At 38.9% G+C, this 21,239-nt stretch carries 20 protein-coding genes; 5 read left to right on the forward strand and 15 right to left on the reverse strand.

Annotated features, from left to right (window positions below):
* The 3 genes from HZA38_00225 to HZA38_00235 all read left to right on the forward strand — a co-directional run.
* Positions 1-901 (forward strand): RHS repeat-associated core domain-containing protein (locus tag HZA38_00225; GenBank protein ID MBI5413928.1); only part of this gene is annotated, 901 nt, incomplete at its 5' end.
* Positions 902-929: 28 nt separating this feature from the next.
* Complete coding sequence (locus HZA38_00230; protein ID MBI5413929.1) at positions 930-1,271, forward strand: hypothetical protein; 342 nt, start codon at positions 930-932, stop codon at positions 1,269-1,271.
* A gap of 226 nt (positions 1,272-1,497) precedes the next feature.
* Complete coding sequence (locus tag HZA38_00235) at positions 1,498-2,325, forward strand: hypothetical protein (GenBank protein ID MBI5413930.1); 828 nt, start codon at positions 1,498-1,500, stop codon at positions 2,323-2,325.
* 139 nt (positions 2,326-2,464) lie between these two features.
* On the opposite strand, the gene HZA38_00240 is transcribed toward HZA38_00235, so the two are convergent.
* The 6 genes from HZA38_00240 to HZA38_00265 all read right to left on the reverse strand — a co-directional run bounded on the left by HZA38_00240 (position 2,465) and on the right by HZA38_00265 (position 6,633).
* Entirely contained in the window at positions 2,465-2,866 is a 402-nt protein-coding gene (locus tag HZA38_00240; protein MBI5413931.1) for a MaoC family dehydratase, read from the reverse strand.
* Entirely contained in the window at positions 2,863-3,468 is a 606-nt protein-coding gene (locus HZA38_00245) for a nitroreductase family protein (protein ID MBI5413932.1), read from the reverse strand. Before HZA38_00245 ends, HZA38_00240 begins: the two co-directional genes overlap by 4 nt.
* Before the next feature lie 57 nt (positions 3,469-3,525).
* Positions 3,526-4,260: a 3-oxoacyl-ACP reductase FabG gene (locus tag HZA38_00250; GenBank protein ID MBI5413933.1), complete on the reverse strand. Its 735-nt coding sequence runs from the start codon at positions 4,258-4,260 to the stop codon at positions 3,526-3,528.
* A 34-nt stretch (positions 4,261-4,294) separates the two neighbouring features.
* On the reverse strand, positions 4,295-5,494 hold the full coding sequence (locus HZA38_00255) for a thiolase family protein (GenBank protein ID MBI5413934.1): 1,200 nt from the start codon (positions 5,492-5,494) through the stop codon (positions 4,295-4,297).
* A 51-nt stretch (positions 5,495-5,545) separates the two neighbouring features.
* Entirely contained in the window at positions 5,546-6,259 is a 714-nt protein-coding gene (locus HZA38_00260) for a lipoate--protein ligase family protein (protein ID MBI5413935.1), read from the reverse strand.
* A gap of 101 nt (positions 6,260-6,360) precedes the next feature.
* A complete protein-coding gene (locus HZA38_00265; protein MBI5413936.1) occupies positions 6,361-6,633 on the reverse strand; it encodes a biotin--protein ligase in 273 nt (90 codons plus the stop codon).
* Between the two features lie 133 nt (positions 6,634-6,766).
* Between HZA38_00265 and HZA38_00270 the strand changes: the two genes are divergently transcribed.
* Entirely contained in the window at positions 6,767-7,171 is a 405-nt protein-coding gene (locus tag HZA38_00270; protein MBI5413937.1) for a peptide chain release factor-like protein, read from the forward strand.
* 111 nt (positions 7,172-7,282) lie between these two features.
* The gene (locus HZA38_00275; GenBank protein MBI5413938.1) at positions 7,283-9,523 is read left to right on the forward strand and encodes a S8 family serine peptidase; all 2,241 of its coding nucleotides are present in this window, start codon (positions 7,283-7,285) and stop codon (positions 9,521-9,523) included.
* Here HZA38_00275 and HZA38_00280 read toward each other — a convergent pair.
* From HZA38_00280 to HZA38_00320, 9 genes are all read right to left on the reverse strand, one after another.
* Positions 9,520-10,986, reverse strand: coding sequence for a phosphatidylserine/phosphatidylglycerophosphate/cardiolipin synthase family protein (locus HZA38_00280; protein ID MBI5413939.1), 1,467 nt, complete (start codon positions 10,984-10,986; stop codon positions 9,520-9,522). The genes HZA38_00275 and HZA38_00280 overlap by 4 nt on opposite strands.
* Complete coding sequence (locus tag HZA38_00285; GenBank protein ID MBI5413940.1) at positions 10,964-12,664, reverse strand: ABC transporter ATP-binding protein; 1,701 nt, start codon at positions 12,662-12,664, stop codon at positions 10,964-10,966. Before HZA38_00285 ends, HZA38_00280 begins: the two co-directional genes overlap by 23 nt.
* A complete protein-coding gene (locus tag HZA38_00290; protein ID MBI5413941.1) occupies positions 12,618-13,850 on the reverse strand; it encodes a hypothetical protein in 1,233 nt (410 codons plus the stop codon). Before HZA38_00290 ends, HZA38_00285 begins: the two co-directional genes overlap by 47 nt.
* Positions 13,851-14,235: 385 nt before the next feature.
* Entirely contained in the window at positions 14,236-15,489 is a 1,254-nt protein-coding gene (locus tag HZA38_00295; GenBank protein MBI5413942.1) for a trypsin-like peptidase domain-containing protein, read from the reverse strand.
* 24 nt (positions 15,490-15,513) lie between these two features.
* Positions 15,514-17,601: a VWA domain-containing protein gene (locus HZA38_00300; GenBank protein MBI5413943.1), complete on the reverse strand. Its 2,088-nt coding sequence runs from the start codon at positions 17,599-17,601 to the stop codon at positions 15,514-15,516.
* A gap of 3 nt (positions 17,602-17,604) precedes the next feature.
* Positions 17,605-18,621, reverse strand: a complete 1,017-nt coding sequence (locus HZA38_00305; GenBank protein MBI5413944.1) for a VWA domain-containing protein — start codon at positions 18,619-18,621, stop codon at positions 17,605-17,607.
* Positions 18,618-19,142, reverse strand: a complete 525-nt coding sequence (locus HZA38_00310) for a hypothetical protein (GenBank protein MBI5413945.1) — start codon at positions 19,140-19,142, stop codon at positions 18,618-18,620. The genes HZA38_00305 and HZA38_00310 overlap by 4 nt, the downstream gene beginning before the upstream one ends.
* Before the next feature lie 9 nt (positions 19,143-19,151).
* A complete protein-coding gene (locus tag HZA38_00315; protein ID MBI5413946.1) occupies positions 19,152-20,033 on the reverse strand; it encodes a DUF58 domain-containing protein in 882 nt (293 codons plus the stop codon).
* Complete coding sequence (locus HZA38_00320) at positions 20,030-21,016, reverse strand: MoxR family ATPase (protein ID MBI5413947.1); 987 nt, start codon at positions 21,014-21,016, stop codon at positions 20,030-20,032. The genes HZA38_00315 and HZA38_00320 overlap by 4 nt, the downstream gene beginning before the upstream one ends.
* Between the last annotated feature and the right edge of the window lie 223 nt (positions 21,017-21,239).

The following is a 21,239-nucleotide window of genomic DNA, read 5'->3' on the forward strand; positions in this document are numbered from 1 at the left end:
CGAAGTCATAGACTACTATCCATTTGGAGAAAGCAGAATTGATGAAAAATCCACCACTTACGCAAATGACTACACGTTTACTGGAAAGGAACTTGATGAAGATACAAAGCTGTATTACTATGAAGCCAGATACTACAATCCAAAAATCGCGAGGTTTGTGTCTCAGGATCCGTGGGAAGGAGATCTTAAAGATCCACAGTCCCTTAACAAATATGCGTATGTGAGGAATAATCCGTTGAAGTATGTGGATCCAAGGGGATTGCTTGAAGTAGCCTGGGACAAAGTTGCCAAATTTTTTGAGAGTGAAACAGAAGACCTTAATGCCGTTGAGGATTTTCTCACTCTTGGGGCTTATAGTAATGCAATTGAGAGTGTGAAAGAAGCTGGAAGCAGAATCGCGGAGGAAGGATTAAATTTAGAAACTGGGACAAATCTTGCAAAAAAAGTTGTAGGAGGGGCAGCTGAAGTTATGGCAGGGGCACTTGCAACAGGGATAATAATGGGCGCAACAGCTAATATGATAAATGGTAATATTGCGGATGAAACAGCGGTGGATTCTCCCACAACAAATACTTCAACTCAGTTGGCATTACCTGAGCCGAAACAACCAGAAGTTGGAGATGAGCTTTATAGGCTAAGTGGCGGTGGATCCGATCCAAGTGGAAGTTCCTGGGGACCAACTGATCCAAATAATCTCCAAGATCCAAATAGAGATTTAGGACTTCCAGATGCGAACACTGCAATACAATTAAACAAGGGAATAGTTTTAGATAATAGCAATGTTATAGTTCGTCCAGCTCTACCTTATAATAATAGACCAGACACGGGAGGAGCAACTGAATACTTTTTTCCCAATAAAAATGACGTAAAAGTAATTCATAGTGAACCATTTAAGAAATAAATATTTTTTTATTTTTTTTCTTATAAAAATGAACAATTTAATAAATTGCTTACAGAAAATAGAAAAACTTTTAAAAGAAAATAAGAAACCACAAGCAGAAGTTATTAGAAAAGTAATTGAATCAAAGACAACTGATAGAGAATTATTTTTATCATTATTGCTAGGTGGTGATATATGGGGAGGATCTGGTTCTGTAGTTGATTTATACTTGAACTCAAAAGAAGAAGATATTCAACTTAAAAATTATATTATTGAACTTGTAAAAGAAATGGAAATTAATGGAATATTTTATGAGAGAGCTAAAGAGATTGCAGTAGCTCTTGAGAAATTTATTCTTAGATCGGGAGTAGGTGTTAGTGCGAAAGAGTGAGAAGACCTGCTCCAAATAATCCACTGGAGAACAAATATTTTACCTTTTATTTATCAATATGGACCATCAAATCTCCACGAGAAAAGATCGAAGGAAACTCGCTTTTCATCTTGTTTTTAAAAACTGGAAGACATTTGTATGTCTTGGATTGATATTCATTCTTTTCTTCTTATTGTTCATTGCAATTGGGAAATATTCTGATTTCCCATTGAATTTCTCGTTTCTTATGAACAAAACGGTAGATTTGACCACAGGGAAAGAAGTCTCAACATTTTATATTTCCCATACAAATCCATTCTTGGCTCTTTTGGCAGTTGTTATAAGCACAATCCTTTCCCTTCCTTTTACACTTATTTGTGGTTCAGCCATATATGCGATTAGTAAGTTTTTCGGAGGGCAGAAGGTCTCTCTACGAGAAACGATTACATATTCTTTCAAAAACTGGAGAAAATTTATTGATTTCTTCTTCACTGCTTTGCTGGAATTTAAAATTCCGTTTATTCTCTATGTTATTTTTGTATTTATTGTCTCCTATTATGCAGGACAGCTTCTCAATGAAGTTGGAGGAGATCAATCGCTTTTTCAGAAGAAAGCGATTGAAAATTTCAATGTATTTATGCTCCTTTCGGGTATTGGTGTTTTTTCTTTCATTGGATTTCTCATACAATTTCCGCCAAGATTTGCTGCCCTCTTCTTTATTGTGGAAAAAGATTCCAATGCGACACAGGTATTTCAATTATCAAAAGAGCTCACAAAAGGAAAATGGTGGAGAACCGTTGGGAATTTTTTATATATTATCGGAATCATATTTCTCATAATGTTCCTTACTATACTTGTTATTAGTCTCGCGGGAGGAATTCTGATGGGATTTTTATCCCCGATCATTAAAGCAAGAGGAGGTAGCCCTGATTTTATTTTGGCGATGAAGTCAATAATTACGTATGTATTCGGATCAGTCCTCCTCATCGTAATAGTTATTGGAGAAGTACTCATTTCTTTTATTTTTTTGGCATATCAATATCTTCTGTATAAACAATATGGTCAGGAAAAGTAATAATTATTAATGGAGAGCTGAGAGTGCGACCGAGTCCCTCACCAGATTCGCGGGATCGGAGACTCCGCTGGAGGAAGATTCTTCCAAATATAAATCCCATAATTACTTTGAATGAAGCCACAAATTTTGGCGAAAATTCTTATTCACATAATTTAATAATTGCCACTCCATTGAGAAGGATTTCATTTTTCTGATTTTTCCATTCCGTAGAAAGATGAAGAATTTTTTTTGCATCATTTTTTTCTGTCACTAAAAAGCTTGTGGTGATCTCATCACCAATTCGCACTGGTCTCAGCCAATTTAAAGTTTGGGAAAGATACACGCCTCCTGGGAAATTTTCTGCGAGCAGCGCTGAGATAAAACTCGCAGTGAGCATCCCGTGTGCTATTCGTCGTCCAAAAATTGTCTTCTGTGCATATTCTTCATCGAGGTGAAGAGGATTACGGTCTTCAGAGAGTTCCGCAAAATCCTTAATGAGTTTTTCAGAAACCTCTCGAGTTTTCGCTCGAGAAAAACCAATGGGAATATCTGGGTATTTCATATCCATGTAAAAATTTCTGAAATTTTTTTCCTTCCTCTTGGCTTTGGCTCCTGAGCTGGATATCCAAGGGCAAGAACAGAAACAATTATTCGATCATTCGGGATGTGCACTATATTTTTTATCTGATCATTCCCTTCTGGATCGGTAAGACCAATAACTGTCCAACACGTGGCAAGGTCAAATTCCATTGCTGCAAGGAGAAGATTTTGTACTGCCGCTCCCGTGGAACAATGTGAAAAGACATCATTCTTAGAAGAAATAACAATAAGAACTGGAGCATTTCCCAAAAATGAGAATAAAGAGCCTGACGTGAAGCGTTCGACCATTTCTTCACATCGCGCTCTTCCCATTGTTGAAAACTTTTTAAGAAGATCATTCTTTTTCGCTCCAAAATATTTTTTCCCCGCTTCTACGGAAATATGCGCAATTTTATTTTTGATATTCTCATCTTCAACAATCGTAAAATGCCACGGCTGATTGTTTTCGTCTGATGGAGCTCTGCCCGCAGCTTCGATTATTTTTTCAAGAAGTTCTCGTGGAACTTTTTTCGGAAGAAATTCTCTGATGCTGCGCCGAGTATGTATTGCTGTGAGAATGTCCATGGAGCGGGAGTTAGGAATAAGGAAGTAGGAAGTAGGAATCAGGAATTAGGGGAAAAATTACATATAAAGTCCTCCGTTCACCTTGAGCACTTCTCCCGTAATATATTCATTTTGAAGGAGGAAAAGAACTGCCTCAGCGACATCTTGAGGATTCCCTATTTTTCCGAGCGGGATCATGTGGAGAATGTTTTCCATAATTTTTTTGGGAATATTTTTTGTCATATCTGTTCCGATAAGACCGGGAGCAATGGCATTTACTCGAATTTTCTTTCGAGAAAGTTCTTTGGCGAGCGATTTTGTAAACCCAATGAGCGCGGATTTTGAAGCGGAGTAATTTACTTGCCCAATATTTCCCATCTGCCCAACAACGGAAGAAATATTGATAATTGCGGATCCTTCACGGAGATGTGGAAGAACAGCTTTTGCGGAGTGAAATGCTCCCGTCACATTTGTCTGAAATACTCGTTGCCAATCTTCTTCCGACATATTTTCAAAAAGTGCGTCGGCTGTAATTCCCGCATTATTTACGAGAAAATCGAGTTGTCCAAAATGAGCAATTACATTTTGTACCATCTTTTCCACATCCTTCATGTCGCCCACATCAGCGCGTACAGAAAATGCAGAACCTCCGCTTTCTTCAATCTTTCGAACGACTTCTTTCGCCTCTTTTTCATGAGAATGATAATTTATCGCAACCTTCATTCCCTGAGAAGCGAGCAAACATGCTGTGGCTGAACCTATTCCGCGTGAAGCTCCGGTAATAAGAACAATTTTATTTTGTAATACATTCATAGAAATTGAAAAATGGATTTTTTTAAGAAGATATTTATTCGGAAATCGCTTCAAGAAGTACCGCTATTCCCTGTCCTCCTCCAATACACATCGATGCAATTCCAAATCGTTTTTTTCGTCTCCTGAGTTCGAGGAGCAAAGTGAGAATGAGACGAACTCCGCTCGCTCCGAGCGGATGACCAATTGCTATTGCTCCTCCATTCACATTCACTTTTTCACGAGGAATTCCGAGTTTTTTTTCAACACCAAGATATTGCGCCGCAAACGCTTCATTAATTTCCCACAGATCTATTTCGTCGATGTTTTTTCCCGTTCGAGTGAGAAGTTTTTGAGTTGCCGGCACAGGACCGAGTCCCATATACGCGGGATCGAGACCAACAATCGACCAATCAATAATTTTCCCGAGTGACGAAAGCGAATTCTTCTCCACATATTCTTCAGAAGCAACGATTACTGAAGCGGCTCCATCTGCGATTCCACAAGCATTTCCAGCAGTGATGGTTCCATCTGGATGAAATGCGGGAGGCAGAGAACTGAGTGCGCCAAGATCAATATTTTCCCTTACCGTATCGTCACGATCAAATGAAACTTCTTCTCCAGAAATTTGAATATTCACAGGAACAATTTCCTCACGAAGAATTCCTTTTGTATACGATTCTGCAGCTCTCTTGTGACTTTCGTATGCAAAGACATCCATTGCATCACGAGAAATATTGTGTTCCCTGGCAATATTCTCAGCGGTTTCTGACATCGAAGTTTTCGCATATTCATGCTCTAAACTTTCTGCAAGAAAATCGTTTACTTCGAATTTTTGAAAATTTCCATTTTTTCTCATTCCCCTGACAACGTGCGGAATATTCGACATACTTTCGGCACCTACAGAAAGGACGACTTCAGCTTTTCCTGCGATAATTTCAAGTGCTCCACTAATAATCGCCTGCATTCCAGAAGCACAATTTCTCTGAACCGTGAGAGCGGGAACATGTTCTGGGATTCCGAGTTCAAGACTCATATTTCGTGCTGCATACACTGCATCTTTTTCCACCTGAAAAACCGTCCCCAAAATAACATGATCAATCTCTTCTGGAGGAATGTGTGCACGTTTCATTGCCTCTGCAGAAGCTATTTTCCCTAAGTCAGCTGCAGAAAATTTTTGGAGCATTCCGCCTTTTGAGCAGCCGACGTATTTGGCAAATGGAGTACGTGCTCCCGCAACAATATACATTTGGGTCATCAAATAGCCGCATCAGTTTCCTGAAATACGAAATTTCTGTCAACGTCCAAGCTATCTCAGCGAATTCCAGTTCCTCTGCTCATATTTTTCATGTGCGAGTTTTTGAATGGCTTTCGTCTCATCTTCTGTAAGTGAAGAGGGAGTAAACAAAATTGAAGGGAACTCTTCACTAAAACCTGTTACAAGAGCATTAACTACGTCTTTTTGGGAAATTTCTTTTCCGAGATGACGATCAATTGCCGTAACACGTTCTTTCACAGTTGAAATAAGTTTCCCTTTCAATTTTTCATCCGGAACCTTGAGGAGATCAAACATTTTCTCGACATCAAGTGAGGTCAAAATTGTTCCGTGTTGCAACAAAATTCCTTGCTTTCGCGTTTGCGCATTCCCAGAAATTTTCTGTCCATCGACGACAATATCATTGAGCGGAGCAAATTGTGCCTCAATTTCAAGCCTTGATAATCCTTTCAAAATCCCTCCACAAATTTTTTGATACGATTCAAGGACTTTCTCAGGGACAAGTTTCAGGGAAAGTGGAATATGCATGCTATATGTGACTTCTGTATCATGAAATACCGCTCCTCCACCAGTTTGTCGACGTACAACGTCAACTAAAAGCTCCTCACATTTTTTGAGATCAACTTCCGCTTCAAGCGACTGGAAATATCCAATCGAAATTGCAGAAGGCTTCCATCCGTAGAATCGAAGTGTTGGCTCTGACTCGCCATTTGCAATTCTCTGAGTAAGCACTTCATCAAGCGCCATGTTGAAAGCGGCGGAGCTCTGGCCGGTTTTGAGAAGACGAAAGGGAGTCAAGGAAGTAGGAAGCAGGAATTAGGAATAAGGAATTAAGCTGGGTACATCGACTATTTTGCTAAAAAAATCGCTTTAACGATGCTTTCTGTATCAATTCCAAAAAGTTCTAATTTTTCATTTTTGATAGCGGAATCAAGTTTCGCTTTGAGTTCACTCTCTTTGAGTGCGCATCCAGTAATTGCTTCTTCTAAAAGGGTTATTTTTTCTTCCGGATACAAGAAAAAATCTCCTGTTATTTTTATTTCTGAAATTTTGTCGTCTTTTAATTCAAAAAATATTTTGAGGAGTTTTCCGTTGGGAACTTTATAAACAGCTTGGTACATTTTTCGAAAAATATTTTCGATGAAGAGTGTACATGAATTTTAAGAAATTTCAGAAATTTTTTGAAAGAGTCCTGAATAAGTGTATAAAGTTATGCAGAAATATGTACGATTCGAGATCTTTTGAATTTTTCATATGAACTTTCCCATCGAACTTCCTCCCGTATTTTTCCAAAAAGCAGCAACACTGAAAATTTTCCCGCAAGACATTTTCGAACAATTTATTCGTGGGAGTGGCGCTGGTGGACAGAAAATAAATAAAACATCCTCGACAGTTTTGCTCAAACACTTGCCGACGAAAACAGAAGTGCGCTGTCAAAAACACCGGGAACAGAGTAAAAATCGAATTTCTGCCTATAAACTTTTGATTTTAAAAATTGAGGATCAGATTAGGGGAAAGGAATCTGAGCGAGCGAAAAGAATCTTTAAGCTCATTAAACAGAAACAAAAAAGATCAAAACGCGCCAAAGAAAAAGTATTGAAATCGAAAAAATTTCAGAGCGAAAAAAAGGAAAATCGAAAAAAGATATGGTCAGTATAGATTTTTGAGCAGAGTGTTTTCGAATTTTTCATAGAAATGATCACGATAAAAAATTTGATCATTTTGACATCCTCTTCTACAATCGAGTCCCTCAATAATTCCTCGAACAGTATGAGATATTTTCAAAAAATTCTTATTTTTCTTCTCTTATTCGGAAGTTTCTCAATTCTTCCGGTTGCAAAAGCAGATGCAGTATCAATCTTTCCACCTCAGTTTCACATTGGCGATGAAGTCATTATTCAGGGAGAAGGCTTTGGAGAACTTTCTCCTGAATATAGCGCGATATGTTTTTCCGATGACAAACATTGCATGCTCGGAGATTCAACAGGAATTCTCTCTTGGACCGACTCAGGTATCACTCTTCGTGCTCAGTATCTCACGGCTACTCAAACAGACACCACAACTGTCCCCTCTTCTGGGAACATCATGGTCTATGCGAAAAAGGTGTCTCAGTCTTGTTCTGGACCTCAGTGTACCACCACCACTTTCAGCGAAAAGACGGCAACAGTTCCATATACGATTCTCCCCAGTATTTTGGGAGTTACCAATTCTGATGGAATCAAAATTTCAGAATCATATCCGGGTGAAATAGTCACTATTATTGGGTATTATTTTGGAAATGGAGCTGAGCGGGTGAGTTTTTCCGCAACAGATGGAGAAATAGTACAGTGGACTGATACGAAAATCACCGTAAAAGTTCCGTCTCCGCCAAGAAGTATGGCAAAACAAGCGAAGCTCAATGTTTTTCGGGATCTCAGCGTGTATGGATCGTATGATTTTGAAGTTCTTTCACCTTTAGAAAGCGCAGACGATCAGTATTCTGGAGCACAGACATATCTTGAAACGACGCACATTGATGAACTCTGGGATCTTATCAAACCTGAAAAAGAAGTGGTAGTGGCGGTGATTGATGATGGAGTGTATTTAAATCATGAAGATCTTCAGGGGGCTTTTTGGACAAATATCGAAGAAATTGCAGGAAATAGTGTTGATGATGATCAGAATGGATACATTGATGATCGTCGCGGATGGAATTTTTTGAATAATTCAAACGATATCGATGTTCTCTCTTCTCATGGAACATCTGTTGCGGGAATTATTGCAGCGAATAAAGACAATAAACTCGGAGTTGCGGGAATCGCTTCGGGGAAAGCAAAAATTATGTCTCTCGTGGTGTGTGATGAAAATGGATGTCCTGATAATTTTATTATTTCGGCGATTCGATATGCAGTCGACAACGGAGCTCGTGTTATCAATTTGAGCCTCTCTGGGAAAAAACTTACTTCCTATACCACCGCATATGATGACGTCATAAAATATGCATGGGAGAAAGGAGTTCCTGTCATCGCTGCGGCCGGAAATGGAGATCTTCTTGAAACAGGAATTAATACTACAGATTTTCCTGTTTCTCCTGTCTGTAACGAAACGGAATCTGACATGATTTTGGGAGTCGGAGCGACAACTGCAGAAAATGTTCGCGCAAAGTGGAGTAATAGCGGAAAATGCGCTGATCTTTTTGCCCCCGGAGAAAAAATTATTGGTCTTACTGTTTCTCAAGGTGAGGGTGGCGGTTCTTACAATTTTGCAAGTGGAACTTCTTTCTCTGCTCCGATCATTTCTGGAGTTGCGGCATACATTCTTTCGGCGTATCCAGAAATGAGCAATACTGAGCTGAATTCCTATTTTATTAAAAATACAAATGTCGGTATTTTTGATGCAAAGAAACTAGCAGAAGCTCTCAAAAGTGGATATGATGCGTCAAAAGATACGGGAAACAAGTGGACAGGAATAAAAATATTTCCACCTCCAGAAGAAATTTCTGGAGAAGTTTCATCTAAAGGAAAAAATGAAGAAGTTCCGAGTGTATTTTTGGATGATATACGCGATTCGGAATTTAAAGATGGAATATTGAATCTTCGATCAAAAAATATTATTCAGGGATATCCCGATGGAACATTTAAACCACGAATAACAATAAATCGGGCTGAGTTTATGAGAATAGTAATTGGTGCGATCAAAATTGAAATCGGGGGAGCAGATTGTTTTTCAGATGTTCACGACGAATGGTTTGCGCCGTACGTGTGTGCTGCAAAACAAAATTATATTATCAGTGGATATTCTGATGGAACTTTCCAGCCATCAAATAGTATTAATGTAGCAGAAGCTCTCAAAATTACGCTCAATGCGTTCAAGATCTGGACGAGAGAAAAATCTTCTCCAGAGGAAGAGTGGTTTCTCCCGTATGTAGATTCTGCAAAGACAAACAACTTGTACCTTCACACGTTTGACGATGCGTCGCAATTTATCCGAAGGGAAGAAATGGCAGAAGTAATTTCCCGCATATTGAACTAAAAGGAGAGGTAGTTCCCTCCGAGTACATGAGATGAAGCGTCGAATACAAGAGCGAGAGAATGCTCTCCAAGGCAGTTTTCTGGAATGACAAATGTTTGTGAGCGCGAAGAAATATCGCTCTTAAAACAAGCATCAGGAACAATACTTTTTTCGCTTTCTTCTTGGTATATCGCGAATGTTGCTCCCAGAAATTCTTCGGGCATATTTTCAAAAATAAGAGTATTTCCTTCACGCGTGTATTCCAGTTTCGATTTTCGAATCGCTTCATAATTTGTCACAAATGATTTTTGGAATCCTTCCACCAAGAAAGGTACATCTGAAATAAAAATGCTTTCGTCATTTTTATTGAATCCTCCATCTGTCCAATTATTTGTTCCGGAAAGAACCGTATTTCCATCAACGAGAAGAGTGTGCTGATGGAGATAGGGATTAAAATACTGATTCTCAACCTTAATCTCGCCTTTTAAATCCAAGGTGTTTACAAAATCACTCACGATTTCAACGTTGGAGAACTTATTCTTTTGTATTTGATAGACAAGTTCGGGCAATATCGAATCTTCCGACCAGAGATAATAGTCATCTGTGAGAATTGAGATCTGAACACCTGCTTTCGCTTTTTGAAAAAGCTCATGCATGATGTCTCGATCATTGAAACGCCAGATAATAATCTGAATTGATTTTTTAGCGTTTTTAATGAGATCAAGCGTTCGTTCTTTTATGGAATTTTCCTTGAATCCTGGACCAAACCAAATCTCAAAAAACCCATTTTCATATTCGAGACGCTTCGCGAATGGTTTATATCCTTCGGTTCTTAATTTTTTGTATCCAGAAACTCCTGATGCAAGGAGTTCATACTCTTCAGCAAACGCGCTGATAATTTCCGAATCTTCAAATTCCGCAATGAAACTGGGATCATAGGATTCTTGGAGATCGGTAAAATTAAAAGATCCCATAAATAATTTCGGTGATTCTGTGTGAGAATCCACGAGAAGAAATTTATGATGCATATATGCCGAAGAAGACGAATTTCCTCTATATGAAACTGATATTCCCGAAGGACTTCCATACAAAGAAGAAAATGTTTTTTCTTTCTCGCTGTCGAGAATCATATGAACGCTTTTTCCTTGTTCAGCGGCACGGAACAGTGCTTTTGAAATTTGTTCGTGATTGAAAGAATATACGGCAATATCAATGGACTCACGAGTACTTTGAAGAGCATTCACCAAGAGATCTGTAAAAATTTTGGTATTTGGGGAATCATTAAAAAATATTTTCCCTTCCAGGTTTTTTTGCGCATGTTTTACAACTCTTGGGACATACGCTTTTTCAGATAAAAATGAATAAAAATTTCCCGAAACTGTTGCTAAAGAAAAAAGTACAATACAGAAAAAGAGGAAAAAAATACCAACTTTTTTCAAAAAATATTTCTGCTGCCGAAGTTCAGAAAGAATGTTTTTGATCATAAGAGAGAATGCTATTTTCTTCTCGAGAAAAACAAATTATGACTGTTTCTGAAAGCTCTTTCGCGATGGTTTGTATCGCCGCATTTATTCCCGGATGATTGAGATCAAGAAAAACAGAGTCAATCACCAGAAGCAACGGCGGATGAATGAGTGCGTGAGCAAGTTGCAAAAGTCCCCTTTCCATAAGCGAGAGGCTGTACGGCGGAATTTTTCTTCCGAGTGCCTTTGTGTGATCGAATATGTACTGGAATTCTGGATGTGCTCCGAGTTTTTCTATAATGCTCTGAATTTCATCAGAACTCATATCTTCCGGATTTTTTTGGGAAATCACTTCGAGGAACGTCCTTTCTGTTCTGAATTCGGGATCAATAAAAAGTGGAGGAAGATACTTCTTTTTCCACGCATTGTAGAGATATCGCTTGGAATCCATAAGAATAACCCATGGATTTCCAAGGTTTTTTGGAGCATTTGCGGTAAAAATACGCGAAAGGGCAATTCTTGCCGCATCTGTTTGACCAAAAAATAGTATCCGTGCGCCTTTTTCAAAAGTGAAAGATGCTTTTCTCAGAATGGTATTTTTTTCAAGGGATGCTCGGAGTGCCCTGAATGTAATAGCATCAAGTTTTAGATTTTTTCTGTGCAAAAATGGAGGCAGGGAAAAATTCGGAATGCTGAGAATAGCGCCGAGTTTCAGAGGAGGAAGATAGAGTCCAATCCGCAAACTTAAATAGAGAAGCTTTATCATGAGTCCAAATACCATCGCAAAAACAAAACCTTGTCCCGCATATTCGAAATGAAGAAATGGGAAATACACTTCGAGCAAATATGCAGCAGCACCAAAGAGAACAAGACTTCCGAAGAGAATGGTATTTCCAAATTTCAGCCATATTTCTCGGCGTATTCGAAAATACGAGTCAATTTCCACCATTTCATTAAATTGTCGTAGTTTTTTCTTTTCGAGATGATGAAATTTCACGAGCGGGAATTCCTCGAGAGCGAGAGACATATGCTGCAATATTTTGGAATACATTGTCTGCTCCTGTGAAACGTAGTATTTCGCAACAACATAGGCAAGAAAACAAATGAGAAATGAAATCGGCAAAAGAAGTCCGCTCAAAATAAAAAGATTTTTATTGAGAAAAAAAGTAATAATGAGGAGTCCGAGAGAAAGGAATCCCCAATGCACCATCGATATAACAGAATTTGTAATTCCCTGCTGCAAAAGAGTAAAATGAAATGAAATCTTCGTAATAAGAACTGATTTTTCTTGATTGGTAAGGGAAAAAAGTGATTTTCTGATAAAACTTTCAAACCAAGATTTCCTGAGTTCATTCATAATTCTTACGAGGATGGTTTTTTCAATTCGAATATTTCCGTAGGAGAGCGTTCCATAGACACCGAGAAGCAGAAGCAGTAAGAAAAAAACCTGGTAGGATTCCCGAATATTCAGGGCAAGAACTTGGTGCCTCAGAAAAATATCGGAAATGAACGGAATTCCAATTTCTAAGAGGATTGTTCCAAACGCAAGAATCAAAAAAACACATATTTGTTTTTGAAATTTTTTGAGTAATCTCCGTAAATATTGTTTTTGCGTTTTTTCAAAAATGACTGGAACGACTTCTTGCCGTATCTTATTTCTTTGCTGATAGAGCCAGGTCTGTGAACGAAAGTTTTCCACGATGGAGGGAAAAATAATATTGGAAGAAAGAAGGGACCTTTTTGTGCTGCAGCATTTGAAACATTTTTCTTTGCAGGCGTTCCGAATATTCTCCAAAGAAATATCTTGTGAGAACTCGATAAAATGTCTTTGACAGATATTGAATTTGCGCAAGATCATTTGCAAACCTGTACGCAGAGAGAGTCCCAACAAATTGAAGATGAATGGAATCATCGTCAGTGAAGAGCATATTCTGGAGTCTTTTTATTTTTTGAAAAAGAGGAATGGGGTAAAATTTGAGCTTTTGTTTCCATCGATTGATAATTTTTTGCGTGGAATTTAATTTTATTCGAACTGTTTTTTCGGAGAAATCATAGCCAAGAAATGAAAAAGGTTCAGTGCTTGGAAGAAGTTTTGTTTTCTTTTCTTGAATTTCCAATTTTTCCTTTTGCACAAATTCCATGAAAAGCTCTTTCATTTTTTGAATTTTTTCAAAATCCTTATCACACATAATGACATCGTCTCCTACTCTTCTGTAGAGCGCCACTTTTTTTCCCATACTCGCATCAAGATCATTGAGATAAATATTGAGAAAATGAGTGGTGATGGAAATCCCCTGCGTTACTCCTTTTTTCGGGAAAATAATCGCTCCGTCAGAAAAAACAGGACTTCCAATAAACAAATCGAGAAGCCTCAGAACATCTGAAGAAAATCCGAGATTCGCGAGTTTCTCGCGAAGAAGCCCGTGATCAAGTTCATCGGTATAATCTTTAATGTCTGTACGGAATACCGCGTCTTCTCCATAGGATTTCATATATCTTCTGATAACGCTTTTGGCAGCGAAATGGCAAGGGTGAGAGGATCTGTAGGAATAGAGGAATGGGCTATAACTCGCTTCAAATATTGGTTCAACTACACGAAAAATTGCTTGAGCCTTGATGCGATCTTTCACGGTGTAGATATAGACTGATCTGAGCTTTCCTGGAGATTTTGGAATTTTGTGCTCGAGTACTGGTGAAAGCGGCGCAAAATCTCTAAGTTCCTCAGCTACTATTTGGAGGAGTTCTGCAGAATTTGTACAAAAATCATTGAGTTCTACGCCATCAATTCCAGAATATCGAGAACTTTTTGATTCTGCATCAAATTTTTCCAGAAGATCAAAGTATGCTCCTTGGATATTTTCCGGCGAAATAATGAGGTTAAACATGAGTTGTGGGAGTTTTAAGCGCTGTGTACAAAAAAGTGAAGCTGATATCCAGAATTTCCTCATCTCAACTACTAAATTCTGACTTTATAAGCTGCCGCAAGAGATCATGCCAAACGGCGATCCCTGAGTGAAAACATCATTGATGACGAGCGCAGCGAGGCATCAATGATGTTTAATATATTTCATATGCCCTTGCTGTTATCAGCCAGCGTATTTGTGAAAAGAGCACACCAATAATTCTTGATAACTCCGCTGAAGCGGAGAAGCGGCAGCTTGTAAAAGAACAGAGATGCAAGGAAAAAATTCATCGCATCAGAGTATTGTACCGCATTATGCGGTTTTTATCAATGCGCCTAAGTTTGACAATAATTATGGAATATTGCTGTTACAGAACTTCCGCTAAAACTGCTTCTACTTCTTCCCTTTTTTCATTTCTCAAAATTTCAAGTTTCAAAGTTGAATTTGGAGATTTCTTCTGTATTACACGTCTCAAATCATTCTCCAGAGTGAGTTTTTCTCCATCAATAGTGGTGATGATATCTCCCGGAAGAAGCCCTGCTTTTTCTGCTGGAGAATTTTCAATAATCGGATTTTTGTTTTGCGTATCATCTGTAACAAGAAATGCTCCTTCAGTAGAGGATACTTGAAATTTTGCAGCATTCTCTGGAGTCAGCATTACGTACTGCACCCCAAGAAACGGACGAACAATTCTTCCTGTATTTTCCACAGATGTAGCAATAAATTGGAGATCATCGGAAGGAATAGCAAAACCAATGCCTTCCGCGCCAGAAGCAATTGCGGTGTTCATTCCGATTACTTGCCCATCAAGACTAACAAGTGGTCCTCCCGAATTTCCTGGATTAATTGCCGCATCAGTTTGAATAAGTCCTTGAATTTTTTCTGCTTCCATTCCGCCCGAAGCCACAACACTTCTTCCGAGTCCAGAAACAATTCCCGTGGTTACCGTATTTTGAAATTCCGCGAGCGCATTTCCAATAGCAATCACCCTTTGTCCAATGCGCAGTCCTTCTGAAGTGCCAAATGTGAGCGGCTCAATGTTCTGAAGCGCGGTCTGATCTTTCACTTTGAGAATAGCAACATCATTCAAATTATCACGAGCAATCACCTCAGCAGGAAGCTCTGTACCATCAGAAAGTACTACGGTATAATCCGCATTTTCATCTGCTACCACGTGGCGATTTGACATAATGTACCCATCTTTTGAAAAAATAAAACCAGATCCAGCGCTTGTTTGAACTTTTTCGGTTTCTCCATTGTTCTCATCAGGTCTCACAAACTGATGGGTACGGGGATCATAGAGCAAAATGTTTTGCCGGCGATATACCGGGAGATCTTTTGTCGCGATCACGCTCACAACTGACGGTCTCACTTTTTCGACCACATCAATCACTTGAGATTCTTCGACATATGTTGTCTGAATTTTTTGGACATCGACTTTTTCATTTTTTTGCGAAGTTTCCGGAACATTTCCCACGGTTTCCTCTAAATTTTTAACCCTTTTAAAAAGCATCGAATTCTCATTTTTTTCAAGGGCGATAAAGAATCCACTGACTCCGATGGCGAGCACAAGAAGAAAACTAAGCGAGCCGATGATGTATTTTTCATGAGAGAGGTTCATAGAAAAGTGAAAAATTAAAAAAAATTACCAATCCTTTTGGTTGGGATCTGACTCAGGACTTCCCTGAAATTGCGGCTGAAAAAACGGATCATTTCGAAATGGATTCATATTAAAAAATGGATCGTTAAAAAATGCGTCGAACGGATCTTCGGATGGAGCATTCTCAGCATCCGGTTTTTGTTGAAAATATTTCTGGCTATTTTTTTCGGTCTTCTCTAAATCTTCCATGTATTTTTTGAGTTCGCCGCGCGTTTTTTCATCAAGCGACTGATTTTCAGCTGGTTTTTGTTCATCTCCACTCGAGGAGTCATCTCCGGATGATTTTTTGTTTTCATTTCCTCCACCACTTTTCTCATCCGGTGGAGTGTTTTTCCCTGAGTCATCGCTCGAATCTTTGGAGGAGTTTTCTTTGTTCGGTGAAGTATTCCCATTATTTTTTTGATCTTCTTCGGTTGTATTTTGTGATTTTTTCGGATCAGAATTATCTCCATTGGTCTCAGCATTTTTCTGATCTGTTTTTTGCTGTTCTTCCTTTAATTTTTTGAGTTTTTCCTCTACAAATTGTTTATTTTCCTGAACTAGAGCATCATTTGGAGAAATCTCAAGGGCTTTCTCATACGCTGTGATCGCTTTTTCCCATCTCGAGATTGTTCCCAAAACATTTTCTTTTTTCTGAATTTCTTCACCGATGCGGTAATAGGTGTTGCCGATGTTATAGGAAATATTTTCACAAAAAGTTTTGAGGTCTTCATTTTCTGAAATATTTTCACAAGTGCTTTTTTGAATAAATTCATATTTTTCGAGCGATTTCTCAAATTCTCCCATGTTGTATCGAGCGCTCGCGGAATTACTTTCAGAGAGATGGCGATCTTGAGTTTCAAGTGCTGTCGCCTTTTCGTATTCAAGCAGGGCATCTTCATAATTCTGACGAGCGGCAAAGGAATTCCCCGCATTTACGTAATAGGAAAATGAAAGATCTTGGAAATTGCACCCAGAAAGAACAAAAAGAAGCATGAGTCCAAATGGAAGTTTCATCTTTTTGGAAAAAATGAAGATCCGTTTCCAAATATTTCCAAAGCCTTCCGGAAGAGCTGGCGGAAGAAAAACTCCGAAGAGAAAAAAGAGAAAACCAAGCGCAACAAAGATTGGATATTGTGCTTCTTTTTGACCAGAAATAGTTCGCTGAATTTTTGTTTTCTGAAGAGAATTCACTGCATTTCCAATTTCCAAAAAATCATTTTCCGATTCGGGATGAAAATATTTTCCATTGGTTTTTCTCGCGATTTCTTGAAGTGGTGTTTCGTTTAATTTGGTGCGAACGAGTTCCCCTTTGTGAGTTTTATACTGCATTCTCCCAAAGACATCTTGTCCTACCTGAATGAGACTCCCTTTATCACTTCCAATTCCGACAGAAAAGACTTGAATCCCAGAATCCAGGAGAGTCTTCAAAATGGCATCGGAATTGCCTTCTTGTTCTTCTCCATCGGTAATAAGCACGATTGCTTTTCCTCTGTTCTCGTCTCCGTTCTTCTGACGAGTCAGCCGCTCATACGAAGCTTTGAGTGCTTCATCCAAATTTGTTCCCTGCTTTCGAATATCTGAAAATGAAACTCCGTCGAGGAATGTAAGAAACGTATCGTGGTCAAGAGTCAGCGGAGAAACGGGAAATGCTTCTCCCGCAAAAATCACGAGGCCAAAGCGATGGTTCGGCTTATTCTTTACAAAAGAGGAAATCATTTCTTTCGCCATATCCAAGCGATTTACAGAACTATTCCCTCGAGAAAAATCAAGGGCTTTCATGCTCTCCGAAACATCGAGAGCAAACACCACATCAATTCCCTCTGCCTCTGAATGTACTTTTTGTATTCCCCATTCTGGCCTGAGGAGAATGAGACCAAAAGAAATAAGTGCTGCAAAAAGGAGTATTTTTTTGAGAGAAATAAGTGAAACTCGAGAAGAATAATTCTGAATTCTTTCGAGTGATTTTGGAGAGAAAGAATTTTGAATAGCGCGATATTTCCGTAGTGAATTCCAGATGAGAAATCCAGCAAGAACAAGTATTCCTGTGAAAATAAAAAGGGCGCCGATGCTCTGAATATTTGTAAAAATCATATATTATGGAAAAGAAATTCGTCTTGATTCTAAAAATAAAAACCCAAGAAAAAGGATGATGAGAATGCCCGCATAAGGCTCATAATTTTCAGAATATTTGACGATACTTGTCGTCTCAATTTTCTTTTTCTCAAGCGTGCCAATTTCCTGAAATATTTGTTCGAGTGCCGTAGTATCAGTTGCATGAAAATATTTTCCTTTCGTAATATCTGCAATTTGTGTGAGCGTTTTTTCATCAAGTTTTGTGAGAAGTTTTGAGCCATCAGGATTTACGGCATAGGTTTTTCGACCGAACATGTCCGTAACAGGAATCGGCGCGCCTCCATTTTGTCCAATTCCAATTGTATACACCTTCACGTTTTTTTCTGCCGCAAGTTTTGCAGCGAGAATCGGATCGACACCGGTATTTGCTTCTCCATCGGTGAGAAGAATAAGCACTTTTGATCGATCAGCGCTCACAGAAAACTTTTGAAGAGCAGCGAGAATTGCATCTCCAATTGCTGTTCCAGAAAGACCGGGAATGCGCTGATTGATATTTTCGGTACCCACTTCCGCAATATATTCCTGCAACATTTCCGTATCAAATGTGAGTGGAGATTCCGTAAATGGCTTCCCGGCAAAAAGAATAATTCCCACACGATCATTTTGAGTACGAGCCAGGAATTTTTGTATCACTGCTTTCGCTGCTTCCATTCGATTTGGCGCTAAATCTTCAGCTCGCATGGATTCCGAAACATCAAATGCCAAAAAAATATCAATTCCTTCCGCCGATCTTTTTTCCTCAGTATACGAATTTTGTGGACGCGCTAGGAGCATGACGGAGAGAAGAGAAATGAGGAGAATAAGCCCTGCGCGAAGAAATATTGGAAATTTCCCGCTCCATTTTTTCTGTGTCGATTTCCTGAGATCATCAAAAACGGAAAGAAATATTCCGGGACGTTTTTTTTTCTGAACAAGGAGAACTCCGAGAATCGGAAGCATGAGGAGAAGCCAAAAATACTGAGGATACAAGAAAATCACAATTTTTCTGAAAGATTTTGCAAAAATGAAACTTTTTCTGTTTCCAAAGAATGAATTGACGTCATTGCATATTCAGCAGCCTCAATGAAATCTGTTGCCGAAATGGGAAATTCTGAGAATTCCGCCTCGTATGATTTCATGAAAAATCGTTTTGCATCTTCACTCGGGAATATCTCAAGTATTTCTGCTGCCGTCATAAAACGCATACTTTGTCCCTTTGCGTGAGAAAGATAGATGCGAAAATGTTCATTCGCTTTTTCAAAAAAATCATGCACATTCTCCTCAGTAACTTTCTTGGTGAGCTCCTGAATTTTTCGAAGAATTTCCTCCGCAATATCTTTTTGTGGAGGCAATTCTATCTGAACTGGTTTTTCTTTTTGTTTTCGATTTCTGTATCGAAGAAAGACAATGAAAAGACTGACCGCAATTGAAAAAAAAATCGCGAAAAGTAGTATTTCTCCAATGAGAGAGAATATTCCAGGTGTTTCAAACAGTGGTTTGAGCGGATGAATATCGTTCATATTGCGGCGTTAAAATCGTTTTTGCCTTTTTCGAAAAAAGAAGAAAAGTTCTTGGAAAATATTGGAATCTGTGGAAAGGTCAATTACATCAATCGCATATTTCTTGAGAATTCTCTGAAAAGCCTCTTCCTTCTCTCTCCGCAATTTCCTATACTTTTGTTTCACACTCCCGCTCGAAAAATTGATTTCTTCCATTGCTCCTGATTCAGGATTTTGTGTCCAAAATACACCACTCTGAGGAAGAGATTTTTCCATGGGATCGCTGATTCTTATAATGACGAGATCATGACGTTTGTTCGTGAGTGCTATGAGTTTTTCAGAATTCGGAGGTATTTCATCAGTGATGAGAAAACACACATTTCTTTTTTTGCTGACACGATGAAGAAAACTGAGTGCCCTCTCTAAATTCGACGATTTCAAAAAATTCTCCTGATATCCGGAGAGGAGCATTCGCAAGATATGAAGACTGTGTGCATTTCCTTTCTTTGGAGGAATATATGTTTCGACTCCTTCTGAATATGCGAGAAGTCCAATTTTATCGTTATTTTTCTGTATAGAAAAGGTGAGGATTGCTGCTACCTGCAGGGCAATATCTTTTTTGAGATAATCCCGAGACCCAAAATTCATCGATGAAGAAAGATCAACAATGAGGAAGGTACTGAGTTCCCTTTCTTCGCGATATATCTTTACATACGGTTTTCCTTCTCGAGCAGTGATATTCCAGTCGATGTCGCGAATATCGCTCCCTTCCGTGTATTCCCGAACATCTTCGTACTCCATTCCCCTTCCGCGGAAAGAAGATTTATAATTTCCCGCAAAAACTTCCGTCACATTTTGGCGTGCGCTGATCTCGAGAGCCCGAACGTGTTTCATGAGATCTTGAAGATTCATGGAACTTGAAGAGTGGCAAAAATTTTCTGAATGATATTTTCGGAGGTGATATTTTCCGCTTCCGCTTCGTATGTGGGAATAATGCGATGACGAAGGACATCGTATCCAATTGCCTTTATATCTTCCGGAATAACGTATTCACGTCCATTCAAAAACGCCATTCCCTTCGCCGCCTTGAGAAGTGCAATAGAAGCGCGAGGAGAAGCCCCAAATGCGATTACTCTCGTAAAATCTTCGAGTGCGTATTTTTCAGGGAATCTACTCGCAAAGACAATGTCTCGAATATATCCTTTTATTTTTTCATCGGCATATACATGCTCTACAATCTTTTGGAGTTCCTGAATTTTTGGACCCGTGAGAATTTTTTTGAGTTTTGGCTCTTCGCTAAATTCCGTGGTATTCATTATCTCTACTTCTTCTGACTCGGAAGGATATCCCACGCGAACCTTTAAGAAAAATCGATCTACTTGAGCTTCAGGAAGTGGATATGTCCCCTCTTGTTCAATGGGATTTTGTGTGGCCAAGACAAAAAATGGTTTTTCCAGAGGAAATGTCTCTTCTCCAATCGTCACCTGATATTCTTGCATCGCCTCAAGAAGAGCACTTTGGACCTTTGCCGGAGCACGATTGATTTCATCAGCAAGAATAAAATTTGCAAAAATCGGTCCTTTTTTCACTGAAAAACTATGATCTTTCTGGTTATAGATACGATTTCCAATAAGATCAGATGGGAGAAGATCTGGCGTAAATTGAATTCGCTGAAATTTCACGCCAAGGATTTTCGCAAGGGTGGCAATGGATTTCGTCTTCGCAAGTCCCGGAACGCCTTCGAGAAGAATATGACCATTTCCCATAAGGGCAATGAGCATTTTTTGCACAAGAGCTTTTTGTCCAATAATTACTCGAGAAATTTCATCCTGAACCTCATGGAGAAGTACTCCATACTCCTGAAGCGCCATTGATGTTTCTTTTAAATAAGGCATAAAAAAGAAAAAATTATGAAAATCTGAGTGTTGTGTTGCAAATTCGCACTCGAAATTATAAAGTGCTCATCCCGAGTGTCAATTTCTTTCAAATGGGTATCGAGTATGGAGAGAAAAATGTGTACGAGAATATGTACTGAAATTCGTACTCAGGAGCTAATACGCAAAATTGATACTGTAAATTTCAACTCCGCTGAAACAAACGTAAAATTTCTCCTTCCAC

Source organism: Candidatus Peregrinibacteria bacterium, assembly GCA_016220175.1.
In the GTDB taxonomy this organism is placed as follows: Bacteria; Patescibacteriota; Gracilibacteria; order CAIRYL01; family CAIRYL01; genus JACRHZ01.